Below are 24391 nucleotides of genomic sequence, written 5' to 3' on the forward strand. Positions count from 1 at the left end.
ATGAGCACTAGCGCAGCACAGCAAAAGAGCAAAGAGAATGGCGAATACAGCATTCTCGACAGCATCATCGCCGAAACCCGCCTGACGCCGGACGACGAAGCCTACGACATCGCCAAGCGCGGCGTGTCGGCGTTCATCGAAGAGCTGCTCAAGCCGCAGAACAACGGTGAGCCGGTCAAGAAGGCCATGGTCGACCGCATGATCGCCGAGATCGATGCCAAGCTCAGCCGCCAGATGGACGAAATCCTGCACCACCCGGACTTCCAGTCCCTGGAATCCTCGTGGCGCGGCCTGCAGTTGCTGGTTGATCGCACCAACTTCCGCGAAAACATCAAGATTGAAATCCTCAACGTCTCCAAAGAAGACCTGCTGGACGATTTCGAAGATTCGCCGGAAGTGATGCAGTCGGGCCTGTACAAGCACATCTACACCGCTGAATACGGTCAGTTCGGTGGTCAGCCAGTCGGCGCGATCATCGCTAACTACTACATGTCCCCGAGCTCGCCGGACGTGAAACTGATGCAGTACGTGTCCAGCGTTGCCTGCATGTCCCACGCGCCGTTCATCGCAGCTGCCGGCCCGAAATTCTTCGGCCTGGAAAGCTTCACCGGCCTGCCGGACCTGAAGGATCTGAAAGATCACTTCGAAGGCCCGCAATTCGCCAAATGGCAGAGCTTCCGTGAGTCGGAAGACTCCCGTTATGTTGGCTTGACCGTGCCGCGTTTCTTGCTGCGTAACCCGTACGACCCGGAAGAAAACCCGGTCAAATCGTTCGTGTACAAAGAAACCGTCGCCAACAGCCACGAGCACTACCTGTGGGGCAACACCGCCTACGCGTTCGGCACCAAGCTGACCGACAGCTTCGCCAAATTCCGCTGGTGCCCGAACATCATCGGCCCGCAGAGCGGTGGCGCGGTTGAAGACCTTCCGTTGCACCATTTCGAAAGCATGGGCGAAATCGAAACCAAGATTCCTACGGAAGTCCTGGTCAGCGACCGTCGTGAATACGAACTGGCCGAGGAAGGCTTCATCTCCCTGACCATGCGCAAAGGCTCCGACAACGCGGCGTTCTTCTCCGCCAGCTCGGTGCAGAAGCCGAAGTTCTTCGGCATCAGCGCAGAAGGCAAGGCTGCAGAGCTGAACTACAAGCTCGGCACCCAACTGCCGTACATGATGATCGTCAACCGCCTGGCTCACTACTTGAAAGTGCTGCAGCGCGAGCAACTCGGTTCGTGGAAAGAACGTACCGACCTCGAGCTGGAACTCAACAAGTGGATCCGCCAGTACGTGGCCGACCAGGAAAACCCGAGCGCCGAAGTGCGTGGCCGTCGTCCGCTGCGTGCAGCTCAAATCATCGTCAGCGATGTCGAAGGCGAGCCTGGCTGGTACCGCGTCAGCCTGAACGTGCGTCCGCACTTCAAGTACATGGGTGCCGATTTCACCCTGTCGCTGGTTGGCAAGCTGGACAAAGAGTAAGCGGAGCCTAACTCATGACTGGATACGGCAGCCTTTTCGAACGCCTGGGTGGCGACGCGGAAAAACGCGTCGGCTGGAGCCGCGAGGTCTCCGCCATGGCGTCCGTGGCTGCCCATCTGGCCAAGATGCTCAGCACCCGTGCGGGCAGCGTGCAAACGCTGTCCGATTACGGGCTACCCGATCTCAATGACATGCGTCTGAGCCTGCACGACTCCCTGAGTCAGGCCCGTCTGGCTATCGAAAATTTCATCGAAGCCTACGAGCCGCGCCTGAGCAATGTGCGTGTCATCTCCCTGCCGCGTGATCACGATCAGCTTCGTCTGTCCTTCAGCATCGAAGGCCTGCTGGAAGTTGATGGTTTCAAGCGTCAGGTCAGTTTCGCCGCGCGCCTGGATGGCAGCGGTCAAGTGAAGGTCAACTAAGGAGATCCGTATGCCTGGCAAACCCGCAGCACGTGTATCCGACCCGACCGCTTGCCCGCTCCCCGGCCACGGCACCAACCCGATCGCCGCCGGTTCCGGCGATGTGTTCTTCGACGGCCTCGCGGCCGCCCGCCAAGGCGATGCCTCGGCGTGTGGTGGTGCGATGGTCGGCGGGTTGGCGACGACGGTTTTGATTAACGGTAAACCGGCGGCGACCGTGGATTCCGTTGGGACCCATGGCAACAAGGTTACGGCGGGTTCCGGGACGGTGATTATCGGAAGTTAGCAAGCGCTAGCGTACATGTGCTGATGAAGGCCGGTAGGGATGAGCTCGATGTTCAGGTGGACAGTTTTTTTGGCGTGCGGTGTTTCATTCACGGCTTGCGCCGCACAACAGGTCTACCGCAACGATGTGTATTTCCTGAACACCTGCGGCATACCGCTAGAGCTGTCGCTGGTCCATGACTCCAACTATGACGACCAGCCGCGTCGCCTCACGTTAGCCCCGGGTGAGCGCCGCTCCATCGCCAACTACAGGTCGGCAGGGAAGGATGTTTCGGGGCAGATAAGCGCCCGGTACAGCCTGGTGATCAAAACCGCCAGCGCCGTCAAAACCATTGATGCGCAGACGTTGCGCACGGCGTTGGCGAGGGTGGAGAAGGTCGAAGACAACGCAGTACGTGCATGGACGATCGAAGACCGCTCGTTCTGTCCTGCCGAGGCATCGCAGTGATCTTGGTAAAGCGCTTTCGCACGGTGATGGATTTTCTGGCCTGCATCGCCAGTGTTTTGATGGTTTCCCGGATGAATTTTTACAGGATGAAAGGGAAGAGGGATTTTGGGTGATTGATCGTGGCGAAAAATCGCGTGGCAGCGCTTGAACATGAATAGCCAACGAGTGATCGGGTTGGTCGTCCATGGGATGGCCTGCGTGCTCTATATCGTGATGAATGGCTTCGCCGTGCCGATCTATAAAAACCTGGTCGGCGGGCTGACCTCCCGTGGCGTCGCCATCGGCATGGGCATGTACCTGGTTTTTTACTTTTTCGTTTTCCTGAACCTCGTTTTGGTCTTCATCCCTCGCCTGGCCATCAAGTTTGGCGTGGCGATCTTCATGATGGTCTCGATCCTGGTTTACCTGCTGCCGCAATACCCTGTTCGCGCCATGGCGTATTGCGCGCTGGCGGGCGGTTTGACCGTTTCCGCGATTGTGGTGACACGTGCCCTCGATGCAGCGGTTACCCGTTGGCGTGCAACTCAGGGAGTGGCCAGGCTGTGAGGCGGCTATTCACATCGTTCGGCGCACTAGCCGTCGCGGCCGTGACGGTAATCCTGGCCTGGGCGACGCCAGTGTTTTCCAACGCCTTTATGTTGCTGATGGACCGGGTGAATTTCATTCCGCGTGAGTCATCGATCTGGACCTTCGAGCCCTACGAGATTAACCAGGGGTCGAGCAATTACTGGCTGTATGGCGAAGACGCGCAGCGCTATTACTACTTCGCCTACACCCGCGAGGCGCCTTATCGGTCAATCGCCAAGCGCAATGATTGCGTGGGCTTCGACAAGCGCGATGTGCGCACCTGGTGCGCGCCATGACGCGTTCGATGCAGGTGTGGAAATGGCTCAATCATGTGCTGAGCGCCATCGGTGTGTTGGCGATCATCGCGCTGGTGACGCTGTTCATCTCGCTACGTCCCTCCAACCCTTCAACGCCAGTGCTGCCGGGTCACCCCGATGCGGTATGGCGCGGGGCGCAGGATGGCGGTTTTTTCATCGAGATCACCCAGTCCAATCCGCCGGATTATTTCGTGCAGGTGCGGTATGAGCATGGCGATATCTACAGCGAAGGTTGGGTCCGGTTTCAAACCCCGGACGGTAAGCCGTTGACGATGGCGCGGGTCAACAGTGCCGATGACGGATACGTCTATGTCGATTCGTATCTGCCGATGACAGCGAACAAAGAAGGGGCTCGTCCATGAACCTTCTCCCCTTCGTGGCGTCTGTGTTGGCGGTGGGTTGCCTGTTGTTGGCCGGCTGCACGACTCAACTGACGTACATCTACGAAGTTGACCTGTTGAATACCTGCGGCGTGCCGCTGCAGATCGAATCGCAGAACGCCAGCAACTGGTTGCCGCTGATGGAGCCGCGCGTCCTGGCACCGGGCAAGCAGTACGCCGTGGCCAGTTATTTGTCTTACGACGAAGAGGGCGACATACGGGTAGATGACAACTTCTCGCTGACCGTCAAAGGATCTGAACAAACGCGTCTCTTCAGTGCGCACGACATACGCAACGCCCTGCTTGGCATCAAGCATGAACGCGATGGCGGTCGACGTATCTGGACACTCAAGGATGGAGTCTTTTGCCCATGATCAACGTATCGGACGAGATGCGTGGTTGCCCGAAGTACGTGGCCGACAGCAATCTGTTCGGCGGCATGAACACCCTTGGCCGAATGCTCATCAGCGTGTTGATCCATGGCTTTGGCTGCGTGGCTTACGCGATCCTGAATGACGCGGTCGTGCATGCCTACAAAGAATTCAACGGTGGTTTCACCACCCGTGGCGTCGCAATCGGCGGGGCCAGCTACGCACTCTTTTATATCTTTGTGGCGGTCAATCTGATCGTCGCGTTGCTTCCGAACCTGTTGGCCAAGCTGCTGTTGCTGAGCGTGATGGTGGGTTTCATTCTGCTCTGGATGATGCCCGACAATCCGCTGCGCGCGTTGTTCTACGGCGTGGCCCAGGGTTGCGTCACGTTCATGGCGATTCTGACGACGCAGGTCATCGAATTGCGTTGGGCCCAGAGAACCTGGAATCGCCGCATCGGCCAAAACCCGCCCGTAGGTGTCTGCCAGTGATAAGTCTGAGCCGTCGCCTATTTCTGGGCGCTGCCCTTTGGGTGCCGATTGTCGCGTTGGTGGCTCTGATGATCCTGGATTGGGACGCGGGCAACTCACTGACACCAGACTGGAAGCAGTTCGTGATGATTCACGTCCTCTCGTTCGGCGTTCCGGCCTATATCGCTTTTGCCGCTTGGCAAACGCGAGCGCTGAACAAAGTAGCCGAACAGCAGGTCCTGAAGAAAATCCTGTGCGCGCCGCTTACGTTCATTCCTTTTTACGCGGCGCCATGGGTGATCGGCGGGCTGGGGCTTTTGCTTTTTGGGCAACTTGCCGGGCTCGGATTGATGGTGATGTGGGTGGCCATGTTGCCTTACCTGCTGGTCGCCGGTTACGTCATTTCCGTGCTGACGGCCGCGCTCTACTGGACGTTTTATTCATGAGATTTCATACCAGGCAGGTAACCCGTGTCCTTTAACCACTACTACCAAAGCGAACTCACCGCACTTCGCCAGTTGGGTCGTCGATTCGCCGAGCGTAGCCCGGCGTTGGCGCCTTTCCTGGGTCAGGCCGGGCGGGATCCGGACGTGGAGCGGTTGCTTGAGGGCTTCGCCTTCCTGACCGGGCGCCTGCGCCAGAAGCTCGATGACGAGCTGCCGGAACTCAGCCATTCGCTGATGCACCTGTTGTGGCCCAACTACATGCGGCCGCTGCCGGCGTTCAGCATTTTGCAGTTCGACCCGTTGAAGCGTTCGGGTCCTGCGTTGATGGTCGAGCGCGATACGCCGGTGGAAAGCGTGCCGATTGACGACGTGCGCTGCCGCTTCCGCACCTGCTACCCGACCGAGGTCTTGCCGCTGGATTTGGCCGCGCTGAATTACTCGGTGAAGGGCGACGGTTCGTTGTTGAGCCTGCGTCTGGAAATGAGCGCCGACGGTCACCTCGGCGAGCTGGAACTGAGTCGCTTGCGCCTGCACTTTGCCGGCGAGCGCTACATCAGCCAAATGCTCTACCTGAGCCTGCTGCGCAACCTGGAAGGCATCGAGCTGATCCCGCTGGATGGCGCCGGCAAGCCAATCAAAGGCGTCAACGGCATGCCGATGGCGTTCAAGATGCCCGGCGACCGCGTGCAGCCAGTGGGTTTTGCCGAAGAAGAAGCGTTGATTCCGTATCCGCTGAACACCTTCCGTGGCTACCGCTACTTGCAGGAATATTTCGCCTTCCAGGACAAATTCCTGTTCGTCGATATCAACGGTCTGGACCTGCTCAAGGCCCTGCCGGAAGACACCCTCAAGCAAGTGCGCGGCCTCGAATTGCGCTTCGACATTCGCAAGAGCGGCATTCAGCGCCTGCGTCCGACCCTGGACAACGTGAAGCTCTACTGCACGCCCATCGTGAACCTGTTCAAGCACGACGCACTGCCGATCCGCCTCGACGGCAAACAGGATGAATACCTGCTGCTGCCAGCGGAGTTCGATCTGGAAAACTGCGGCGTGTTCTCCGTGGAAACGGTGACGGGCTGGAAGCCGGGCGGTCTCGGTTATCAGGAATACGTGCCGTTCGAATCCTTCGAGCACGACCCGAGTTTCGACGTGCCCAACAGCCGTCCGCACTACAGCATCCGCCAGCGTTCGTCTTCGTTGCACGACGGCCTCGACACCTACCTGAGCTTCGGCATCCGCCACACCGAAGCCCACGAAACCCTGTCGATCGAGCTGATGTGCACCAACCAGAACCTGCCACGCAAGCTCAAGCTCGGCGACATCAGCCAGGCCTGCGAAGAGACGCCGGAGTTCCTGAGTTTCCGCAACATCACCCCGGCCACGCCGAGCTACGCGCCACCGTTGAACCGTGACTTCCTCTGGAAGCTGATCAGCAACATGTCGCTTAACTATTTATCCCTGGCCGACGTCAACGCGTTGAAGGTGATTCTCGAAACCTACGACTTGCCGCGCTACTACGACCAACACGCTGAAAAAGTCAGCAAACGCCTGCTGGGCGGGCTCAAGTCGATCAAGCACCAGCACGTCGACAGATTGCACCGAGGGTTGCCGGTACGCGGGTTGCGCACCGAGCTGACCATCGACCCGGAAGGGTATATCGGCGAGGGCGACCTGTTCGTTTTTGCTTCGGTTCTTAACGAGTTTTTCGCGCTTTACGCCAGTCTCAATTCGTACCACGAGTTGCGCGTAAAAAGCACACAGGGAGAGGTGTACCAATGGACACCACGTATGGGCCTTCAGCCGCTGCTTTAAGCGGACTGACCCGAGGAATACGCGAGTACTCGCTGTTTCAGGCCGTGCTGCTGGTGGTTGACCGGCTGCGCGAGGCCCACCCGCACCTGAGCCAGGACGATTTGTACGACCAGCTGGAATTCCAGGCCAACCCGAGCCTGGGTTTCCCTGGCAGTGACGTTGATCGCGTGGAGTTTTTCACCGAGCACGGGCACCTGCGCGCGCGTATGCGTTTCAACCTGATCGGCCTGGTCGGTTCCGGTTCGCCGCTGCCGGCGTTCTACGGCGAACAAGCCTTGGGCGACAGCGAAGACGGCAACCCGACGCGCCACTTCCTCGACCTGTTCCACCATCGCCTGCAACGGCTGATGCTGCCGATCTGGCGCAAGTACCGCTACCGCGCCAGCTTCGAGAGCGGCGCGCTTGATCCGTTCTCGGCGCAGTTGTTTGCGCTGATTGGCCTGGGCGGCGAAGAGATCCGCAAGGCCCAGGAACTGAACTGGAAACGCCTGCTGCCATACCTCGGCCTGCTCAGCTTGCGGGCGCACTCGGCGGCACTGATCGAAGCGGTGCTGCGGTACTACTTCAAGCACGCCGAACTGACCATCGAGCAGTGCATCGAGCGTCGCGTGGAAATCCTCGACGAGCAGCGCAATCGTTTGGGCCGCGCCAACAGCATGCTCGGTGAAGACCTGGTGCTCGGCGAACACGTCCGCGACCGCAGCGGCAAGTTCCGGATTCACATCCGCGAACTCGACTGGCTGCGCTTTCACGAATTCCTGCCGATCGGTTTCGGCTACCAGCCGCTGTGCGCGCTGGTGCGGTTCACCCTGCGTGACCCGCTTGATTACGACATTCGCCTGGTGCTGCGCCAGGAAGAAATCCGCGAACTGCGAATCGGTGAGCAGAACGCCTGTCGCCTGGGATGGACCAGTTGGCTCGGCCGCGAAAAAGCGGACGGCGTGGTAACCCTGGGCAGCAAAATTCATTAAGGACAGATGACCAATGAGCAACGTAGACCTGCAACAACTGATTCAGGCGCTGGACGCCGAAACCCGTCGCGACCTGGAAAGCTCGGCCGAGCGCTGCGTTGCCCGTGGCGGCAGCAAAATCCTCGTCGAAGACCTGCTGCTGGGCTTGCTGGAGCGCCCGAACGGCCTGCTCGCACGCGCGCTGCAAGATGCCGAAGTGGACGCCGGCGAACTGAGCGCCGCCCTGCAATCGCGGGTCGAGCACAGCGCCTCGCGCAACCCGGTGTTTGCCCCGGAACTGGTGCAATGGCTGCAAGACGCCTTGCTGGTGGCCAACCTTGAACTGGGCCAGACCCAGGTCGAACAAGCGGCGCTGATCCTCGCCCTGTTGCGCAACCCGATGCGCTACGCCGGTAGCCGCTACCAGGCGTTGCTGGCCAAGCTGAACATCGAGCGCCTGAAAGAATTTGCCCTGTCGCAGAAAGAGCAACCGGCCACTGGCAAATCCGCCGTGCAGGGTGAATCCCTGCTGGAGCGCTTCACCCACAACCTGACCCAACAGGCCCGCGACGGCAAACTCGACCCGGTGCTGTGCCGCGATGGTGCGATCCGCCAGATGGTCGACATCCTCGCCCGTCGCCGCAAAAACAACCCGATCGTGGTCGGTGAAGCCGGCGTCGGTAAAACCGCCATCGTCGAAGGCCTGGCCTCGCGCATCGCCGCCGGTGAAGTGCCACAAGTCTTGAAAGGCGTTGAATTGCTGTCGCTGGACATGGGCCTGTTGCAGGCCGGCGCCAGCGTCAAAGGTGAATTCGAGCGTCGCCTCAAAGGCGTGATCGACGAAGTCAAAGCCTCGCCAAAACCGATCATCCTGTTCATCGACGAAGCCCACACCCTGATCGGCGCGGGCGGCAATGCCGGTGGCTCCGACGCGGCCAACCTGCTCAAGCCAGCCCTGGCCCGTGGCGAGTTGCGCACCATCGCCGCCACCACTTGGGCGGAGTACAAGAAATACTTCGAAAAAGACCCGGCCCTGGCCCGTCGTTTCCAACCGGTGCAACTGCACGAACCGACCGTCAGCGAAGCGGTGACCATCCTGCGTGGCCTGGCCCAGGTCTACGAGAAGAGCCACGGCATCTACCTGCGCGATGACGCGGTGGTCGCCGCTGCCGAATTGTCGGCGCGTTACCTCGCCGGTCGGCAACTGCCGGACAAAGCCGTCGACGTGCTCGACACCGCGTGCGCCCGCGTACGCATCAGCCTCGCCGCCGCGCCGGAAAGCCTGGAGCGCCTGCGCGGTGAACTGGCTGAAGGTGGCCGTCAGCGTACGGCCCTGCGCCGCGATGCCGAGGCTGGTTTGCTGATCGACCACGAAGCGCTGGATGCTTTGGAAGCGCGTCTGGAAGCAGCCGAAGACGAAAGCGTTGCCCTGGAAGCCCTCTGGACCGAACAGAAAGAGCTCGCCGAGCGCTTGCTGGACCTGCGTCAGCAACTGGCCAAGGCCCGGGTCGCCGTAGCCGTCGAGCCAACCGTTACGGTTGAAGAAGACGCCGAAGGCACCGTGATCGAAACCCTCGAAGCGCCTGTCGACGAAACCCAGACCGTCGAAGCGCTGGAAGCCGCACTCAACGAAACCCACAAAACCCTGACGGCGCTGCAAGTCAAAGAGCGTCTGGTGAGCTTCGAAGTCTGCCCGCGTCTGGTGGCTGAAGTGATCAGCGCCTGGACCGGCGTGCCACTCGCGCAACTGGCCCGTGAGCACAACGCCAAGGTTGCGAGCTTCGCCACCGACCTGCGCGTGCGCATCCGTGGTCAGGAACAAGCGGTTCACGCACTGGATCGCTCGATGCGCGCCACGGCTGCCGGCCTGAATAAGCCGGATGCGCCGGTCGGTGTATTCCTGCTGGTCGGCCCGAGCGGCGTCGGCAAGACCGAAACCGCGTTGGCCCTCGCCGATTTGCTGTACGGCGGTGATCGTTTTATCACCACCATCAACATGTCCGAGTTCCAGGAGAAACACACCGTCTCGCGCCTGATCGGTGCGCCGCCGGGCTACGTCGGTTATGGCGAGGGCGGCATGCTCACCGAAGCCGTACGCCAGAAGCCGTACTCCGTCGTGTTGCTCGATGAAGTCGAAAAAGCCGACCCGGACGTGCTCAACCTGTTCTACCAAATCTTCGACAAAGGCGTGGCCAACGACGGGGAAGGGCGCGAGATCGACTTCCGCAACACGTTGATCCTGATGACCTCGAACCTGGGCAGCGACCTGATCGCCGAACTCTGCGAAAACGGCGAGCGGCCGAGCGCCGAAGTCCTCGAAGAAACCATTCGCCCGGTGCTGAGCAAGCACTTCAAACCGGCACTGCTGGCGCGGATGCGCGTGATTCCGTACTTCCCGGTCGGCGGCCCGGTACTGCGCGAACTGATCGAGATCAAACTCGGTCGTTTGGGCGAGCGCCTGAACCGTCGTCAACTGGAGTTCACCTGGTGCCAGAACCTCGTCGATCACCTGTCCGAGCGTTGCACCCAAAGCGACAGCGGCGCGCGCCTGATCGACCACTTGTTGGACCTGCACGTGCTGCCGCTGGTGGCCGACCGCTTGCTCGATGCGATGGCCACCGGTGAAAGCCTCAAGCGCGTTCACGCAACGCTCGATGGCAACGCCAGCGTGATCTGCGAGTTTGCCTGAGGTGGGTGTGATGTTCACTCAAGTGCCGCAACCACTGGTCTACGCCGAAGCCTTGCTGGCGCAGTTCGCCAGCCTGTCGCGGGCGGCGGACGGTGCTGCGCTGCTGGGTGACTTCGTGCGCGGCCTGGCCGAACTCAGCGGTTGCGAGTTGACTCAGTTGTACCTGCTGGACGCGACTCATACGTGCCTGGGGATGAACGCCGAGTGCCTCAACGGCATTCTGCAACCCCGGGAAGCGGAAAGCCTGCCGGCGGATTTCAACGGCGAACAACTGCTGCAATTTGCCTTGTGCCAGAACCGCGTGGTGTGCCTCGGTGAATTGAGCGGCAGCCTGCACGAAACCAGTTTCCTGCCGCCCCAGGTCAAGCCCTGGCAATCGCTGCTGTGCGTGCCACTGGTCAATCAGCAGAAAGCCGTCGAAGGCTTGTTGCTGTGCGCGAGCCACCGGCATATCGACCTGCAAGGTTTTGCTGATTCCCTCGGGCAACTGGGGTCGTTCGTGCTTGGCCAATTGCATCTGCTGCAACGGTTGCGCCGGCCGGTGGGCCAGTCATTGCCGACACCGGCCAGCGTTCCGAGCGTCAGTGGCTATGGGCTGATCGGCAAGAGTTCGGCGATGCGCCAGACGTATTCGCTGATCAGCAAAGTCCTGCACAGCCCGTACACCGTGCTGCTGCGCGGCGAAACCGGCACCGGCAAGGAAGTCGTGGCCCGGGCGATTCACGATTGTGGCCCGCGCCGCTCCCAGGCGTTCATCGTGCAGAACTGTGCGGCGTTCCCCGAGAACCTGCTGGAAAGCGAACTGTTCGGCTATCGCAAAGGCGCCTTCACCGGCGCGGATCGCGACCGCGCCGGGCTGTTCGATGCGGCCAATGGCGGCACCTTGTTGCTCGATGAAATCGGCGACATGCCGTTGTCCCTGCAAGCCAAGCTGTTGCGGGTGTTGCAGGAGGGCGAGATCCGTCCGCTAGGTTCCAACGACACGCACAAGATCGACGTGCGCATCATCGCCGCGACCCACCGGGATTTGGCGGTGCTGGTCAGCGAAGGCAAATTCCGCGAGGACTTGTACTACCGCCTCGCGCAATTCCCGATCGAGTTGCCGGCACTGCGTCAGCGCGAGGGCGACATCCTCGACCTGGCCCGGCACTTCGCGGAAAAGGCTTGCTCGTTCTTGCAACGGGACGCGGTGCGTTGGTCCGATGCGGCATTGGATCACCTGGCCGGCTACAACTACCCCGGCAACGTACGGGAACTCAAAGGCCTGGTCGAACGCGCGGTGCTGTTGTGCGAGGGCGGTGAGTTACTGGCCGAGCATTTTTCCCTGCGCATGGAAGCCATGCCGGAAGACACCAGCGGCCTGAATCTGCGCGAACGCCTGGAGCAAGTCGAACGCAGCTTGCTGGTCGATTGCCTGCGCAAAAACGACGGCAACCAGACCCTCGCCGCCCGCGAACTCGGGCTGCCACGCCGCACCCTGCTGTACCGCCTCGGGCGCCTGAATATCAATTTGGGTGATTTCGATGGGTAGGCAAACGACCTTCGATTTCACCTCATTCGCTTCTAACAGCGCCGCCCGAAAGGGTCGGCGCTTTGTGCTTTGTCTACCCATGGAGACCCTCTGATGTCTGTTCGTCACTGGCAAGCCGTCCTGCTGACCCTCGTCGTTCTATGCGGCCTCGGCGGCTGCAGCGGCAATTACAAATTCAACGACAACACCTATCGCCCATTGGGTGATCCGCAGGCGGTCAATCGCGGCAAGTGACCGCAAGGAGCATCATCATGGAACTGGTTTTCGAAATGCTGAACACCAAGCAGTTCGTGCCCACGGATTTGTGCCAGAAGACCTTCAAACAGGCTGGCGGCGTGATTGGCCGGGGCGAGGATTGCGACTGGATCATTCCGGACCGCAAGCGTCACCTGTCCAACCACCACGCGTTGATCAGCTACCGCGAAGGCACGTTTTACCTGACCGATACCAGCAGCAACGGTATCCAGGACAGCGAAAGCGGCGCGCGCCTGCGCAAGGGCGAAGCCATGCGTATCGAACACGGCAGCGTGTACGTGTTGGGTGACTTCGAGATCCGTGCGCGACTGGTGCGCGACCCGGCGACTTTCGACGTCGAAGTCGGCCGTCCGCAGGCGGCAGGCAGCATCATTCCTGATGATGCGTTCCTCGACCTCGATCCGCTGAACGCCCTCGATCAGCAAGAGCGTGTGTACTCGGAAATCGACGAGTTGATCTCCCCGCGCGCGGCGCCTGAAGACACCCGTCAACGTGCCGACTACGCACGCATCGACATGGAAAGCCTGATGGTCCCGGAGCTGATCGAAGCCCCGGCCGAACCTGCGCCAGCGCCGCCGCCGAAAGCCGTCGAGCGCCAGAGCGAAGGTTTCTGGGAGCACTTCGGTGCCGCCCTCGGCGTGGACCTCAAAGGCCTCGACCACGACGCCCGCGAAGCCCTGGCGCTGAACGCCGCGCGCCTGCTCAAGCAAAGCGTCGGCGGTTTGCAGCAGAGCCTGCGCACCCGCAGCGAGTTGAAAAACGAACTGCGCCTGGCCCAAACGATCGTTCAAGGCACCAACAAAAACCCGCTGCGCTTTGCGGTGGATGCTGGTGAAGCGCTGGGCATTTTGCTGCAGCCGAACAAGCCGGGGCAGTTGCCGGCCGAGCAGGCAATCGCCCGTTCGTTCCGCGATTTGCAGGCGCACCAAGTAGCCTTGCTGACCGCCAGTCGCGCAGCGGTTCGCGGCACGCTGGAGCACTTCTCGCCCGAGCAGTTGACCTTGCGTTTCGAGCGCGACAACAAGCCGATCCTGGCCACTTCCGGTAGCCGTTGGAGAGCCTACGGTCGTTATCACCAGGCCCTGCGTCAGGACGATGACTGGAGCGAGCGCCTGCTGGCCCGCGACTTCGCCCAGGCCTACGAAGAACAGATCCGCCTGATTTCCTCCCTTCACAACGACCACCAAGGATGATGCGCATGTCTCGCTGCTCGACCGCTTTTTTCAAGACGCTGACAGCGCTCACAGCCCTGGTGCTGCTGGCCGGCTGCTCGTTGCTGTCGCCGTACTCCCATGTGACAAAACTCAACCTCAAGCTGACCGCCAGCGATCAACTGAACCCGGACCTCAACGGTCGTCCGTCGCCAATCGTCGTGCGCCTGTTCGAACTCAAGCACCCGGTGGCCTTCGAGAACGCTGACTTCTTCAGCCTGTACGAGCGCGCCAAGGAATCCCTGGCCCCGGACATGGTAGCCACCGAAGAACTGGAGCTGCGTCCGGGCGAAACCGTCGAGCTCAAGCTCAGCGTGGAGGAGGGCAGCCGCTACGTTGGCGTCCTCGCCGCCTACCGCGACCTGCCGGAAACCAAGTGGCGCTACACGGTGCAAGTCACCCCGGTGGAAGTCACCGAGGCTGACCTGACACTCGACCAGTCCGGCATCCGCAACACCAATGAAACGCTCGCCAAGGCGGTTGACTGATCATGAACTCCCATAAAGTCATTTGGCAGGAAGGCATGCTGCTGCGTCCGCAGCACTTCCAGCACAACGATCGCTACTACGAACACCAGATGAAGACCCGCACCCAGTTGCTGGGCAGCTACACCTGGGGCTTCCTGAACCTGGACATCGACTTGCAGTTCCTCAACATGGGCAAACTGGTGATCAGCCAGGCCTCGGGGATTTTGCCGGACGGCAGCCTGTTCGAACTGGGCGGCAACACCGAGCCGTTGGCCCTGGATGTGCCGCCGAACACTGGCAACACGCCGATCTACCTGGCGCTGCCACTGGTCACCGGCAACCACATCGAAGCCCGTCGCCCGGAGCAATCCGACGTGCTGGCGCGCTACACCGCATATGAATCGGAAGTCGCTGACTCGAACGCGGGCGATGATTCGTCCAGCCAGGTCAGCTGCGCACGCCCGGACTTCAAACTATTGCTCGGCGAGCAGCAGAGCGACCAGGCCTACGTGAAGCTGAAGATCTGCGAAGTGCTCGACACCACGCCGGACGGCGTGATCAGCCTTGACCCGGACTTCGTGCCGACCTACATCCAGGCGCATTCCTCCAGCTACTTGCTGTCGTGCCTCAAGGAAGTGATCAGCATGCTCGGCCACCGGGGCGACACCATCGCCGACCGGATCCGTTCCAACGGCAAGGTCGGTGGCGCGGAAGTCGGCGACTTCATGATGCTGCAACTGATCAACCGCACCGAACTGCTGCTGCGCCACTACCTCGGCCTGGAGCAGGTTCACCCGGAAGAGTTGTACCGCACGCTGCTGACCATGCTTGGCGATCTCGCGACGTTCTCCAGCGACAGCAAGCGCCCGCGCCTGGATAGCCGTTATCAGCACAGCGACCAGGGCGCGAGCTTCCGCAAACTGATGGAAGCGATTCGTCAGGTACTGTCGATGGTGCTCGAACAGCACGCCATCGAACTGGTGCTGCAGGCGCGTCAGTACGGGATCATCGTCTCGCCGTTGCACGATCACAAACTGCTGGGCTCGGCCTCGTTCGTGCTCGCGGCCAGTGCCAACTGCGATTCCGAAGAACTGCGCCACCGCTTGCCGGCGCACCTCAAGGTCGGCCCGGCGCAGAGTCCACTGACAGACTTCGCCGCACCGCCGCGTTTCGAACAGCTCGAAGAACGCATGATCTACGCCGCGCGTTTGCGTCCGGCCGAAGCGTTCAACATCAGCCTCAATTCGCTGGTGGCCGCAGGCTCTGACCTGTTGTCGGAAGTGGTGCGCCTGAAGCACAGCGACACCCGCGAAGACATGTACGCGCTCAACGAGCGACTGACTTCCGCGCTGAAGCTGTTTGAAGTGCGCGCCCTGCACAACGGCGCCGAAAGCAGCCAGGTGATGGCCGCCCGTTACGTGCTCTGCACCGTGGTCGACGAAGCCGTCGTGACCACGCCGTGGGGCAACGAAAGCGAGTGGTCGCAGATGAGCCTGCTCAGCAGCTTCCACAACGAAACCTTCGGCGGCGAGAAGTTTTTCCAGCTGCTGGATCGCCTGTCGAAAAACCCGGTCAAGCACCTGCCGATGCTGGAGCTGATGTACCTGTGCCTGTCCCTGGGCTTCGAAGGCAAGTACCGGGTGCAAGCCCGCGGCATGCTCGAGCTCGAAGGCATCCGCGACGCCTTGTATCGCCAGATTCGTCAACTGCGTGGCGACGTGCCGCGTGAGCTGTCGCCGCATTGGGAAGGCTTGAACGATCAGCGCCGCAGCCTGGTGCGCATCGTGCCGGCGTGGATGGTGGTGCTGTTCACGTTGGTGTGCCTGGTGGTGATGTATTCGGGTTTTGCCTGGGTATTGGGCGAGCAACGCGAAACCGTTCTGCAACCTTATCAGCAGCTAGATCCGGCCGCGGTCCAGCCGCAGTCGCAGCCGTAAACAGGGACGTGTGATGAAAAAGTTTTTCAAGAAAGTCGGCGCATTCTTGCGCAAGACCTGGGTCTGGACCCTGCTGGTGGTGTTGTTCCTCGCGCTGCTGGTGTGGTTCGTCGGGCCGCTGCTGGCCGTAGATGACTACAAGTTCTGGGAAGGGTCGACCTCCCGCCTGCTGACCATCAGTGTGCTGTTCCTGATCTGGGGCCTTACCATGGTCTTCGTCAGCTGGCGCGCGGGTGTTCGCAAGAAAGCCATCGAAGACACCGAAGACGGCCAGGATCGTATCCGCCGTGAAGAGCTGATCGACGAAGAGCAGAAAGAACTGAAGGTGCGTTTCAAGGACGCACTGAAAACCCTCAAGACTTCGAGCCTGTATCGCGGTCGCAGTGAGCGCTGGCGCAGTGATTTGCCCTGGTACTTGCTGATCGGTCCACAGGGCAGCGGCAAGACCAGTTTGCTGGACTTCTCGGGCCTTGAGTTTCCGATCAACAAGATCGACCGCAAACTGACCCGCGACACCCTCGGCACCCGTCATTGCGACTGGTACTTCGCCGACCACGGCGTCCTGATCGACACCGCTGGCCGTTACCTGACCCAGCCGGATGCCGAAGTCGATGGCAGCGCCTGGAGCACCTTGCTCGACCTGCTGCGCAAACGTCGCCGCAACCGTCCGTTGAACGGCGTGCTGGTGACCATTCCGGTGGAAACCCTGCTGGGCGGCAGCGAGCAAGACCTCGACACCCTGGCGCGCCAGGTCCGTGCGCGTTTGCAGGATGTGCATCAAAAGCTGCACGTCGATGTGCCGGTTTACCTGGTGTTGAGCAAGGCTGATCGCCTGCTCGGCTTCGACGAGTTCTTCGATCAACTGACCCGCGAAGAAAGCGATCAGGTGCTCGGCACCAGCTTCCGCAAAGAGCAAAGCGGCACCGACGTGGCGGTATTGCGCGCCGAGTTCGAAGAGCTGCTGCGTCGCCTGAACAGCCAAGTGATCATGCGCATGCACCAGGAGCGCGACACCCAGCGCCGTGGTCGCATCCTCGACTTCCCGCATCAATTGGGGCAGATCGGCGAGCGCCTGTGCCTGTTCGTCGACATGGCGTTCACCGGCAACCGCTATCAGCGTGTCAGCCAGTTGCGCGGTTTCTACCTGACCAGCGCACCGCACCTGACTCAAGAGATGGACCAGACCACCGCCGGCATCGGCGCCAATCTGGGCATCAACTCTGGCGTGCTGCCAACCCTGCGCAGCGGTCGTTCGCGCTTCATTCACCATTTGCTCAGCCGCGTGATTTTCCCGGAAGCCGATCTGGCTGGCCTGGACAAGCGCGAACGCAGCCGCATCCACTGGGGCCAGCGTGCCTTGTACGTGGGCGCACTGGCGGCGTTGGCACTGTTCGGCATGCTCTGGGCTGGCGGTTTCTCCGCTAACTACGAGCGTCTGGAAAACCTGCGGACCCTGGCACAAAACTGGACCCAATCACGCTCGGCACTGACCCCGCGTGATGATTCCATGGCGGTGCTCAAAACCCTCGACAGCAGCTACGCGGCGACTCAGGTGTTCCCGAAAAAGGGCGACGTGAGTTACCACGAGCGTGGCGGTTTGTATCAGGGCGAAGAGTCCAACCCAGTGGTCAAGGCAGCCTACGAGCGTGAGCTTCAAGCGCAGCTGTTGCCACGGGTCGCGACCCTGCTTGAAGGGCAGATCCGCGCCAACATGCAGGACCGCGAGCGCTTGCTCAACAGCCTGCGTGCGTACCTGATGCTGAACATGAAGGATCGCCGCGACGCCGGTTGGCTCAAGGATTGGGTCGCCACCGAGTGGTCCCAGCGTTATACCGGCAACACCGCGGTGCAGAACGGCTTGAACACGCACTTCGAGCGTTTGCTGGAGCAGCCGTTTATCTACCCGCTGAACGATCAACTGGTGGCCCAGGCGCGTCAGGTCTTGCGTAGCGAGTCCTTGGCCAACGTGGTTTACCGGATGCTCCGCGAGCAGGCCCGCAACCTGCCGGAATACCGTTTGAGCCAACACATGGGGCCGCAAGCTTCGTTGTTTGTCGGTACTGACTATGTGATCCCGGGGTTCTACACCCAACAGGGTTATCAGCAGTACTTCTCGGTGCAGGGCGCTACGCTGGTCAGCGATATGCTGCGTGACAACTGGGTGCTGGGCGAAGGCTCGGGCATCAGCGGCATGGACTTGCGTCGCCTGATGGTCGAACTGGAGCAACTGTACTTCCGCGACTACGCCAACTTCTGGAGCGAAGCCGTGGGCCAGGTTGCCTTGCCGGCGATCAGCGACTTCAGCGAGGGCGCCGAGCAACTGGCGGGCCTGACCTCGGCTAACTCCCCAGTCCTGCAACTGCTGGTGGAAGTGCGCGAGAACACCCGTTTCCCGGCAGATGCCGAGCCGGTTGATCAAGCCGCTGACGCCGCTGGCGCGCTGGCCGATCAGAAAGGCAAGTTGGGCAAGGTTGGCAAACTGGCGTCCGCCGTAGCGGACAAGGCGTCCGACATGGCCGCCGCCAAGAACCTGCCGGACACCGCGAAGAAATCCCTGCAACGGCGCTTCGAACCACTGCACCGTCTGCTGGATGACAACAACGGCCCGGCCGCTGATCTGACCCCGGCACTGACCGCACTCAACGACCTGCAACTGCAAGTCGCGAGCCTGGCCCGCGCCAGTTCGCCGGAACAGGCTGCTTTCGAAATGGCCAAGACCCGCATGGGCGGCCAGCGTGATGCGCTGAGCAACCTGCGCAATGCGTCCAACCGTTTGCCGCGTCCGGTCAGTGTCTGGTTCAACGTGTTGGCCGAAGACACCTGGCGTCTGGTGCTCAACGATTCCTACCAGTACCTGAACCAGCGCTACCAGAGCGAGCTGTACGGCTTCTATGGCAAGGCGATCAACAAGCGTTATCCGTTCAGCGCCCACAGCACCAGTGATGTGGCGATCAGCGACTTCCGCGAGTTCTTCAAGGCCCAAGGCATCGTCGATCGCTTCTTCGACACCTACATGCGTCCCTTCGTCAGCGGCGATCCGGGCAACTACCGCATGCGCAGCGTCGATGGTCACAGCCTGCCGATCTCCAAGGTCTACCTCGACCAGATGGCCGCGGCGCAAACCATTCGCCAGAGCTTCTTCGCCGAGAACCCGGCCGAGCCGCAAGTGCAGTTCAAACTGGAGCCGTACACCCTCGACCCGGCCGTCAGCCGTTCCGAGTTCAAGTTTGGCGACAAGACCATGGAATACCGTCACGGTCCGATCCTGCCGATGGCCTTCAAATGGCCGACCGATGCTGAAGACGGTCGCACCAGCCTGGTCCTCGACAAAATGGTCGGTCGCCCGATCGGCATCGAGAAGAACACTGGCCCATGGTCGCTGTTCCGTCTGTTCGACCTGATGCAGACCGAGTACCTGAACGGTCGCGACGTGCTGGTCCTGAAAGCGGACGTGGGTGGCCTGCGCGCCAACTACCTGCTGTCGAGCCAACGCACGCCGAACCCGTTCGACATGGGCGTGCTGCGTACCTTCCGTATGCCGGTGCAACTCTGATGCTGGTTGCCAGTCCCTGGCGCAGCGCTGCGCGTACCGATCCTGGCAAGGTTCGGGCGCGCAACGAAGATGCTTTCCTCGACGCTCCACAGCACGGGCTGTGGGTGGTCGCGGACGGCATGGGCGGTCATCAGGGTGGCGACATCGCCAGCCAGTTGATCGTCGCCAGCCTGGCGGAATTGCCGGTGCAGGAAGACTTCGACGAACGACTCAAAGGCATTCGCCAGTGCTTGCACTGGATCAACCGCCGCTTGGGCCAGGAGTTGACCGTCACCGCCGGGCGCCACGACAGCATCATGGGCAGCACCGTGGTGGCGCTGCTGGTGGAAGGCAGTCGCGCGGCCTGCATCTGGGCCGGCGACAGCCGTTGCTATATGTGGCGTGGCCAGCGGCTGTATCAGCTGTCCAAGGACCATTCGCTGCAACAGCAACTGATCGACGAGCAAAACATGAGTGTCGAAGACGCCCGCGCCCATCCATCGGCTCATGCCCTGACCCGTGCGGTCGGGGCGGCCGATGTGCTGACGCTGGACGTGCTCGAACTTGAGGTTTACCCCGGCGATACGTTCCTGTTGTGCAGCGACGGTTTGTACCAAGGGCTCAGCAGCGATGCCCTGGGCAACGCCCTGAGCCTGACCGCGCCACACGTTGCGCTGGAGCGTCTGTTCGACGGCGCTTTGCGTGGCTCGGCCCGGGACAACCTGACTGCCGTGGTGATCCGCCAATGACTGAACTCATGCGACCGATCGACGACCTGCTGGTGAGCGAAGAGCAGGACAACAACCTGACCTACTTTGCGTTCGCCAAGCCCAATCCGGCTTCACCCGCGCTGGCGCCGACCCGGGCCAGCGTCGGCGAATTGCCCGACGTGCTGGCGGGCCGTTACCGCATCGAGCGCCTGCTCGGTGCCGGTGGCATGGGCGCGGTTTACCGCGCACGGGACTTGCTGAGCGAACAGTTCGGCGATCCCGACCCCTACATTGCGCTGAAAATCCTCAGCGAAGAATTTGCCGAATCGCCGGACGCCAGTGCCTTGCTCTACAGCGAGTTCGCCCTGACCCGACGCTTGCGCCACGACAACGTGCTGCGCTTTCACACCTTTGAAGTCGACACCGACTGCCAGCGTGCCTTCATCACCATGGAACTCATGCGTGGGCTGACCCTGGACAAATTACTCTGCGAGCGGCCCCTGGGCCTGCCGTGGAAAGAACTGCGCGACATCGCGCTGCCGCTGCTCGACGCGCTGGCCTACGCCCACGCTCGCGGCGTGCTGCACGGTGATATGAAACCGAGCAACGTGATGCTCAGCGAAGAAGGCGTGCGCCTGTTCGACTTCGGCCTCGGCCAGGCCGAAGAGGGCATCTTGCCCGGCCTGCCACACCTGAGCCGCAGCCGCTTCAACGCCTGGACCCCAGGCTATGCCGCCCCGGAACTGCTCGAAGGCCAACCGCTGACCGCCAGCGCTGACGTTTACGGTGTGGCTTGCGTGCTCTACGAACTGGCCGGCGGCAAACACCCGTTCCGCCGCTTGCCCTCGACCCAGGCCCGCGACGAACGTCTGGAGCGCGAACTGCACGCCCCGCGCAATCTACCGAAACACTGCTGGCCAGCCTTGCGCAAAGCGCTGACCTTCAACGCGGCTGATCGAACCATCAGCGCCGCCCAATTACGTAGCGCCATGGGCGCCACTTCGTCTTTGCTGCAACGCCTGCGACTGCGGGCGTAACGGATGACTGCCGAACAGGGAGCAAACAATGTTCAACCCCGCTAACGAAACGCACTTCAGCCTCACGGTCGAAGATTACGTGGGCGACCTGCAAGTGCTGTCGTTCACCGGCACCGAAGGCATCAGCCAGCCGTATCGCTTCGACCTCGAACTGGTCAGCGAAAACCCGGATCTGGACCTGGAAAAACTCCTGCACAAACAGGCCTTCCTCGCCCTCGATCCGCAAGGATCCGGCATCCACGGCCAGATCTACCGCGTCGCCCAAGGCGATGCCGGCAAACGCCTGACCCGCTACAAAATCTCCCTGGTGCCGCAACTGCAATACCTGCACCACCGCACCAACCAGCGTATCTACCAGCAGATGTCGGCGCCGAAAATCATCGCGCTGATCCTCGACGAGCACGGTATCAAAGGCAACGCCTACAACTTCCAGTTGAGCGTCGTGTGCCCGGACCGCGACTACTGCGTGCAGTACGACGAAACCGACCTGCATTTCGTGCAGCGTTTGTGCGAAGAAGAAGGCATTCACTACCACTTCCAGCACAGCGAAAAAGCTCATTTACTGGTATTTGGCGACGACCAGACCGTGTTTCCGAAACTCGGCCAGCCGACCGCCTATGTGCAAGGCAGCGGATTGGTCGCCGATGAGCCGGTGATCAAAGGCTTCAAGCTGCGTCTGGAAACCCGCACCAGCCGCACGACCCGTCGCGACTACGACTTTGAGAAGCCGCGCCTGCAACTGGAGTCCGGCTACAAACCCGAAGGCGAGAGCACCGAACCGGACCTGGAAGACTACGATTATCCCGGCCGCTTCATCGACCGCGCGCGCGGCAAGTTCCTCAGCCAACGTGCCCTCGAACGCCATCGCGCGGATTACCAACAAGCCGAAGGCTGGGGCGACCAGACGCGTCTGATCAGCGGCCATTTCCTGGAAATGTCCGACCACCCACGCACAGAGTGGAACGACCTCTGGCTGCTCACCGAAATCTTCCACGAAGGCAAACAACCGCAAGTCCTCGAAGAATCGGTACCCAGCGACACCACCGACAACAAAGACGACTTCCACCAGGGCTACCGCAACCGCTTCCTCGCCACGCCGTGGGCCGTGTTCTACCGCCCAGCCCTGGAACACCCGAAGCCCCGCGTCCTCGGCAGCCAGACCGCCCTGGTCACCGGCCCCAAAGGTGAAGAAATCCACTGCGACCAATACGGCCGCATCAAGGTGCAATTCCACTGGGACCGCGAAGGCCAGGCCGACGACAAAACCAGCTGCTGGATGCGCGTCTCCTCAAGCTGGGCCGGCGACCGCTACGGCGCCATCGCCATCCCACGCATCGGCATGGAAGTCCTCGTCACCTTCCTCGAAGGCGACCCCGACCAACCACTGGTGACCGGTTGCCTGTACCACAAGGAAAACCTCGTCCCCTACGAACTGCCGGCGAACAAAACCCGCACCGTGTTCAAAAGCCTCAGCTCACCGGGCGGCGGTGGCTACAACGAACTGCGGATCGAAGACAAAAAAGGCGCGGAACAGATCTACCTGCATGCCCAGCGCGATTGGGATGAAAACATTGAGCACGATCAGAAGATCCGCGTGGGCAATGAACGCCATGACACGGTGGAGAAGAACACCTACACCGAGTTGAAGGCTGAAGAACATCGCACCACGATTTCGGATCGCAAGATTGAAACGCGGATGGATGACCACCTGACGATTGGGCAGAACCAACATGTGAAGCTGGGGACTGCGCAGCTGACGAGTGTGGGAAAAGAGATTCATCTGAAGGCTGGGGACAAGATTGTTATTGAGGCGGGGATGGAGCTCACCGTGAAGGCGGGTGGGAGCTTTATCAAGCTGGATGCGGGTGGGATTACGGTGGTTGGGCCTGTTATCAAAATCAACGCTGGTGGGTCGGCGGGGAATGGGACCGGGATCGGGATTAAACCGCCGGTGCTGCCGGGGGCTGCGGATCAGGATAAGGCGGGGAGTTTGATGGATCAGGCGTTGATGAATGCGCCGTCTGAGAAGGTTAAACCGAAGGCTTTTTTTGTGTTTTCTGAGTGATGAAGTTCGTGATGACAAAGAACAATCAAGTGCGAAGTTTCAGCTTCAAGTGGCTTGCTCTTCTGACATTTGGACTGAGTTCCGGAGTGTTTGCAGCTGAGTGCCCGAGCGACGATTTTGCCGGTTTCATAAAGGCGTTCTCTGCCGAGCCAGAGATACAGAAGGCGTTTATTGCGTCATCGCTGACCGAGCAAACAGTGGTCGCTACTGGCTTGACACCGCAAGTGGTGCAGAAGCAGACCATGGCGTTAGACCCTCACTTCCTGGCGGTGCTTGCTCCGAACAATGTTGTGAACGCCGAATTGAGCGTCAACGTCGAGTTACCTAATCAACTATTCGTGCGCGATCACAAAGGCAGTGTTCTGAATATCTTCACTTTCGAGAAAAGTGAATGCTGGAAACTGGTTCGCGTAGAAGATTGGTCACTTGAAAATGTCCTTAATGCTCAGAAGCCTGAATCCAGAATGTCACCTGGCGAACGGGACCTGAAACGAGGCACGTTGTATAACGATTTGGGCATGGAGGCCGAATTTCCAGCGTCCACTCAATTGTTCATTTCTGCGTTGGACAGTTACCTGAATGGGGCCGAGCAAGGATCCAAAGAAGCAGCTTATAAGGCCGCTTTGTTGAGCCTGTCCGGACAAGCCCCGCGCTTGGATAATGGGAAGATTTTGGCTCTATTGAAAGATGCTTCTACCACCGTGGCCGGAGCAAGTTTGGCGCTCGCTGATTTTTACTGTGATGAAGGTCACTACGATCAACAGCGTTCGTGTGCAAATCCGGAAAAATCCATGGAGGCATTGCAGAGCGCCGTAAAGCTCGGGTCAGTCGATGCTGTAAACCAACTGGGAACCTCTCTTGAACGTGGATCACTGATTCCTCAGGACACTGAGCGTGCGTTGGCCTGTTATCAAATTGCCGCGGCAAAGGGACTAGACATCTCTCGATCAAATGCCGAGAGACTGAGCGCCCAAGGCGTGCAGACAAACGAATCCAAGAAATGTTTATAGCAG

At 60.7% G+C, this 24391-nt stretch carries 22 protein-coding genes and 1 pseudogene; all 23 read left to right on the forward strand.

The annotated features are described in order from the left end of the window. The 23 genes and pseudogenes from tssC (at window position 1) to ACIOYV_RS17270 (ending at window position 24388) form a co-directional block, all read left to right on the forward strand. Complete coding sequence (tssC, locus tag ACIOYV_RS17160; RefSeq protein ID WP_054048359.1) at window positions 1-1476, forward strand: type VI secretion system contractile sheath large subunit; 1476 nt, start codon at window positions 1-3, stop codon at window positions 1474-1476. Between the two features lie 14 nt (window positions 1477-1490). Beyond that, window positions 1491-1898: a type VI secretion system baseplate subunit TssE gene (gene tssE, locus ACIOYV_RS17165; RefSeq protein WP_054048360.1), complete on the forward strand. Its 408-nt coding sequence runs from the start codon at window positions 1491-1493 to the stop codon at window positions 1896-1898. 10 nt (window positions 1899-1908) lie between these two features. Then, window positions 1909-2181: pseudogene (locus ACIOYV_RS17170) on the forward strand (PAAR domain-containing protein); the annotation flags it as partial. Window positions 2182-2223: 42 nt separating this feature from the next. Continuing rightward, window positions 2224-2631 (forward strand): hypothetical protein, encoded by a 408-nt coding sequence (locus ACIOYV_RS17175; RefSeq protein WP_401325415.1) that lies wholly within the window; start codon window positions 2224-2226, stop codon window positions 2629-2631. A 150-nt stretch (window positions 2632-2781) separates the two neighbouring features. Then, complete coding sequence (locus ACIOYV_RS17180) at window positions 2782-3177, forward strand: hypothetical protein (protein WP_401325417.1); 396 nt, start codon at window positions 2782-2784, stop codon at window positions 3175-3177. Between the two features lie 41 nt (window positions 3178-3218). After that, the gene (locus ACIOYV_RS17185) at window positions 3219-3494 is read left to right on the forward strand and encodes a hypothetical protein (protein WP_401325627.1); all 276 of its coding nucleotides are present in this window, start codon (window positions 3219-3221) and stop codon (window positions 3492-3494) included. Then, window positions 3491-3877 carry a hypothetical protein gene (locus tag ACIOYV_RS17190; protein WP_163910623.1) on the forward strand — a complete coding sequence of 129 codons (387 nt, stop codon included), beginning with the start codon at window positions 3491-3493 and terminating at the stop codon, window positions 3875-3877. The genes ACIOYV_RS17185 and ACIOYV_RS17190 overlap by 4 nt, the downstream gene beginning before the upstream one ends. Further along, window positions 3874-4269 (forward strand): hypothetical protein, encoded by a 396-nt coding sequence (locus ACIOYV_RS17195; protein WP_265041826.1) that lies wholly within the window; start codon window positions 3874-3876, stop codon window positions 4267-4269. Before ACIOYV_RS17190 ends, ACIOYV_RS17195 begins: the two co-directional genes overlap by 4 nt. Beyond that, the gene (locus ACIOYV_RS17200; RefSeq protein WP_401325421.1) at window positions 4266-4757 is read left to right on the forward strand and encodes a hypothetical protein; all 492 of its coding nucleotides are present in this window, start codon (window positions 4266-4268) and stop codon (window positions 4755-4757) included. Before ACIOYV_RS17195 ends, ACIOYV_RS17200 begins: the two co-directional genes overlap by 4 nt. A 68-nt stretch (window positions 4758-4825) precedes the next feature. Continuing rightward, window positions 4826-5182, forward strand: a complete 357-nt coding sequence (locus ACIOYV_RS17205; RefSeq protein WP_265041822.1) for a hypothetical protein — start codon at window positions 4826-4828, stop codon at window positions 5180-5182. Window positions 5183-5206: 24 nt separating this feature from the next. Continuing rightward, a complete protein-coding gene (gene tssF / locus ACIOYV_RS17210) occupies window positions 5207-6994 on the forward strand; it encodes a type VI secretion system baseplate subunit TssF (RefSeq protein WP_163910625.1) in 1788 nt (595 codons plus the stop codon). Continuing rightward, entirely contained in the window at window positions 6958-7965 is a 1008-nt protein-coding gene (gene tssG / locus ACIOYV_RS17215; RefSeq protein ID WP_054048373.1) for a type VI secretion system baseplate subunit TssG, read from the forward strand. Before tssF ends, tssG begins: the two co-directional genes overlap by 37 nt. Before the next feature lie 13 nt (window positions 7966-7978). Next, complete coding sequence (gene tssH / locus ACIOYV_RS17220) at window positions 7979-10633, forward strand: type VI secretion system ATPase TssH (protein ID WP_054048374.1); 2655 nt, start codon at window positions 7979-7981, stop codon at window positions 10631-10633. A gap of 10 nt (window positions 10634-10643) precedes the next feature. Then, the gene (locus ACIOYV_RS17225; protein ID WP_054048376.1) at window positions 10644-12164 is read left to right on the forward strand and encodes a sigma-54-dependent Fis family transcriptional regulator; all 1521 of its coding nucleotides are present in this window, start codon (window positions 10644-10646) and stop codon (window positions 12162-12164) included. 93 nt (window positions 12165-12257) lie between these two features. Continuing rightward, complete coding sequence (locus tag ACIOYV_RS17230) at window positions 12258-12398, forward strand: hypothetical protein (RefSeq protein ID WP_008030659.1); 141 nt, start codon at window positions 12258-12260, stop codon at window positions 12396-12398. A gap of 17 nt (window positions 12399-12415) precedes the next feature. After that, window positions 12416-13612, forward strand: a complete 1197-nt coding sequence (tagH, locus tag ACIOYV_RS17235) for a type VI secretion system-associated FHA domain protein TagH (RefSeq protein ID WP_054048378.1) — start codon at window positions 12416-12418, stop codon at window positions 13610-13612. A 5-nt stretch (window positions 13613-13617) separates the two neighbouring features. Further along, window positions 13618-14118 (forward strand): type VI secretion system lipoprotein TssJ, encoded by a 501-nt coding sequence (gene tssJ / locus ACIOYV_RS17240; protein ID WP_401325427.1) that lies wholly within the window; start codon window positions 13618-13620, stop codon window positions 14116-14118. A gap of 2 nt (window positions 14119-14120) precedes the next feature. Further along, the gene (gene tssK, locus ACIOYV_RS17245; protein ID WP_401325430.1) at window positions 14121-16034 is read left to right on the forward strand and encodes a type VI secretion system baseplate subunit TssK; all 1914 of its coding nucleotides are present in this window, start codon (window positions 14121-14123) and stop codon (window positions 16032-16034) included. Between the two features lie 13 nt (window positions 16035-16047). Then, window positions 16048-19587 (forward strand): type VI secretion system membrane subunit TssM, encoded by a 3540-nt coding sequence (gene tssM, locus ACIOYV_RS17250; protein ID WP_054048385.1) that lies wholly within the window; start codon window positions 16048-16050, stop codon window positions 19585-19587. Further along, window positions 19587-20315 (forward strand): PP2C family serine/threonine-protein phosphatase, encoded by a 729-nt coding sequence (locus ACIOYV_RS17255; protein ID WP_054048387.1) that lies wholly within the window; start codon window positions 19587-19589, stop codon window positions 20313-20315. The genes tssM and ACIOYV_RS17255 overlap by 1 nt, the downstream gene beginning before the upstream one ends. Then, window positions 20312-21313 (forward strand): serine/threonine-protein kinase, encoded by a 1002-nt coding sequence (locus tag ACIOYV_RS17260; protein WP_054617056.1) that lies wholly within the window; start codon window positions 20312-20314, stop codon window positions 21311-21313. The genes ACIOYV_RS17255 and ACIOYV_RS17260 overlap by 4 nt, the downstream gene beginning before the upstream one ends. 28 nt (window positions 21314-21341) lie before the next feature. Further along, window positions 21342-23378 carry a type VI secretion system tip protein TssI/VgrG gene (gene tssI, locus ACIOYV_RS17265; protein ID WP_401325434.1) on the forward strand — a complete coding sequence of 679 codons (2037 nt, stop codon included), beginning with the start codon at window positions 21342-21344 and terminating at the stop codon, window positions 23376-23378. Between the two features lie 11 nt (window positions 23379-23389). After that, on the forward strand, window positions 23390-24388 hold the full coding sequence (locus ACIOYV_RS17270) for a tetratricopeptide repeat protein (RefSeq protein WP_401325437.1): 999 nt from the start codon (window positions 23390-23392) through the stop codon (window positions 24386-24388). Window positions 24389-24391 lie beyond the last annotated feature (3 nt).

It is taken from the genome of Pseudomonas sp. NPDC087342 (genome assembly GCF_044744265.1).
GTDB lineage: Bacteria > Pseudomonadota > Gammaproteobacteria > Pseudomonadales > Pseudomonadaceae > Aquipseudomonas > Aquipseudomonas nunensis.

Coding starts and splice junctions, on each gene's coding strand:
- tssC (WP_054048359.1), top strand. CDS start 1: ATGAGCACTAGCGCAGCACAGCAAAAGAGCAAAGAGAATGGCGAATAC.
- tssE (WP_054048360.1), top strand. CDS start 1,491: ATGACTGGATACGGCAGCCTTTTCGAACGCCTGGGTGGCGACGCGGAA.
- ACIOYV_RS17175 (WP_401325415.1), top strand. CDS start 2,224: ATGAGCTCGATGTTCAGGTGGACAGTTTTTTTGGCGTGCGGTGTTTCA.
- ACIOYV_RS17180 (WP_401325417.1), top strand. CDS start 2,782: ATGAATAGCCAACGAGTGATCGGGTTGGTCGTCCATGGGATGGCCTGC.
- ACIOYV_RS17190 (WP_163910623.1), top strand. CDS start 3,491: ATGACGCGTTCGATGCAGGTGTGGAAATGGCTCAATCATGTGCTGAGC.
- ACIOYV_RS17195 (WP_265041826.1), top strand. CDS start 3,874: ATGAACCTTCTCCCCTTCGTGGCGTCTGTGTTGGCGGTGGGTTGCCTG.
- ACIOYV_RS17200 (WP_401325421.1), top strand. CDS start 4,266: ATGATCAACGTATCGGACGAGATGCGTGGTTGCCCGAAGTACGTGGCC.
- ACIOYV_RS17205 (WP_265041822.1), top strand. CDS start 4,826: ATGATCCTGGATTGGGACGCGGGCAACTCACTGACACCAGACTGGAAG.
- tssG (WP_054048373.1), top strand. CDS start 6,958: ATGGACACCACGTATGGGCCTTCAGCCGCTGCTTTAAGCGGACTGACC.
- tssH (WP_054048374.1), top strand. CDS start 7,979: ATGAGCAACGTAGACCTGCAACAACTGATTCAGGCGCTGGACGCCGAA.
- ACIOYV_RS17225 (WP_054048376.1), top strand. CDS start 10,644: ATGTTCACTCAAGTGCCGCAACCACTGGTCTACGCCGAAGCCTTGCTG.
- ACIOYV_RS17230 (WP_008030659.1), top strand. CDS start 12,258: ATGTCTGTTCGTCACTGGCAAGCCGTCCTGCTGACCCTCGTCGTTCTA.
- tagH (WP_054048378.1), top strand. CDS start 12,416: ATGGAACTGGTTTTCGAAATGCTGAACACCAAGCAGTTCGTGCCCACG.
- tssJ (WP_401325427.1), top strand. CDS start 13,618: ATGTCTCGCTGCTCGACCGCTTTTTTCAAGACGCTGACAGCGCTCACA.
- tssK (WP_401325430.1), top strand. CDS start 14,121: ATGAACTCCCATAAAGTCATTTGGCAGGAAGGCATGCTGCTGCGTCCG.
- tssM (WP_054048385.1), top strand. CDS start 16,048: ATGAAAAAGTTTTTCAAGAAAGTCGGCGCATTCTTGCGCAAGACCTGG.
- ACIOYV_RS17255 (WP_054048387.1), top strand. CDS start 19,587: ATGCTGGTTGCCAGTCCCTGGCGCAGCGCTGCGCGTACCGATCCTGGC.
- ACIOYV_RS17260 (WP_054617056.1), top strand. CDS start 20,312: ATGACTGAACTCATGCGACCGATCGACGACCTGCTGGTGAGCGAAGAG.
- tssI (WP_401325434.1), top strand. CDS start 21,342: ATGTTCAACCCCGCTAACGAAACGCACTTCAGCCTCACGGTCGAAGAT.
- ACIOYV_RS17270 (WP_401325437.1), top strand. CDS start 23,390: ATGACAAAGAACAATCAAGTGCGAAGTTTCAGCTTCAAGTGGCTTGCT.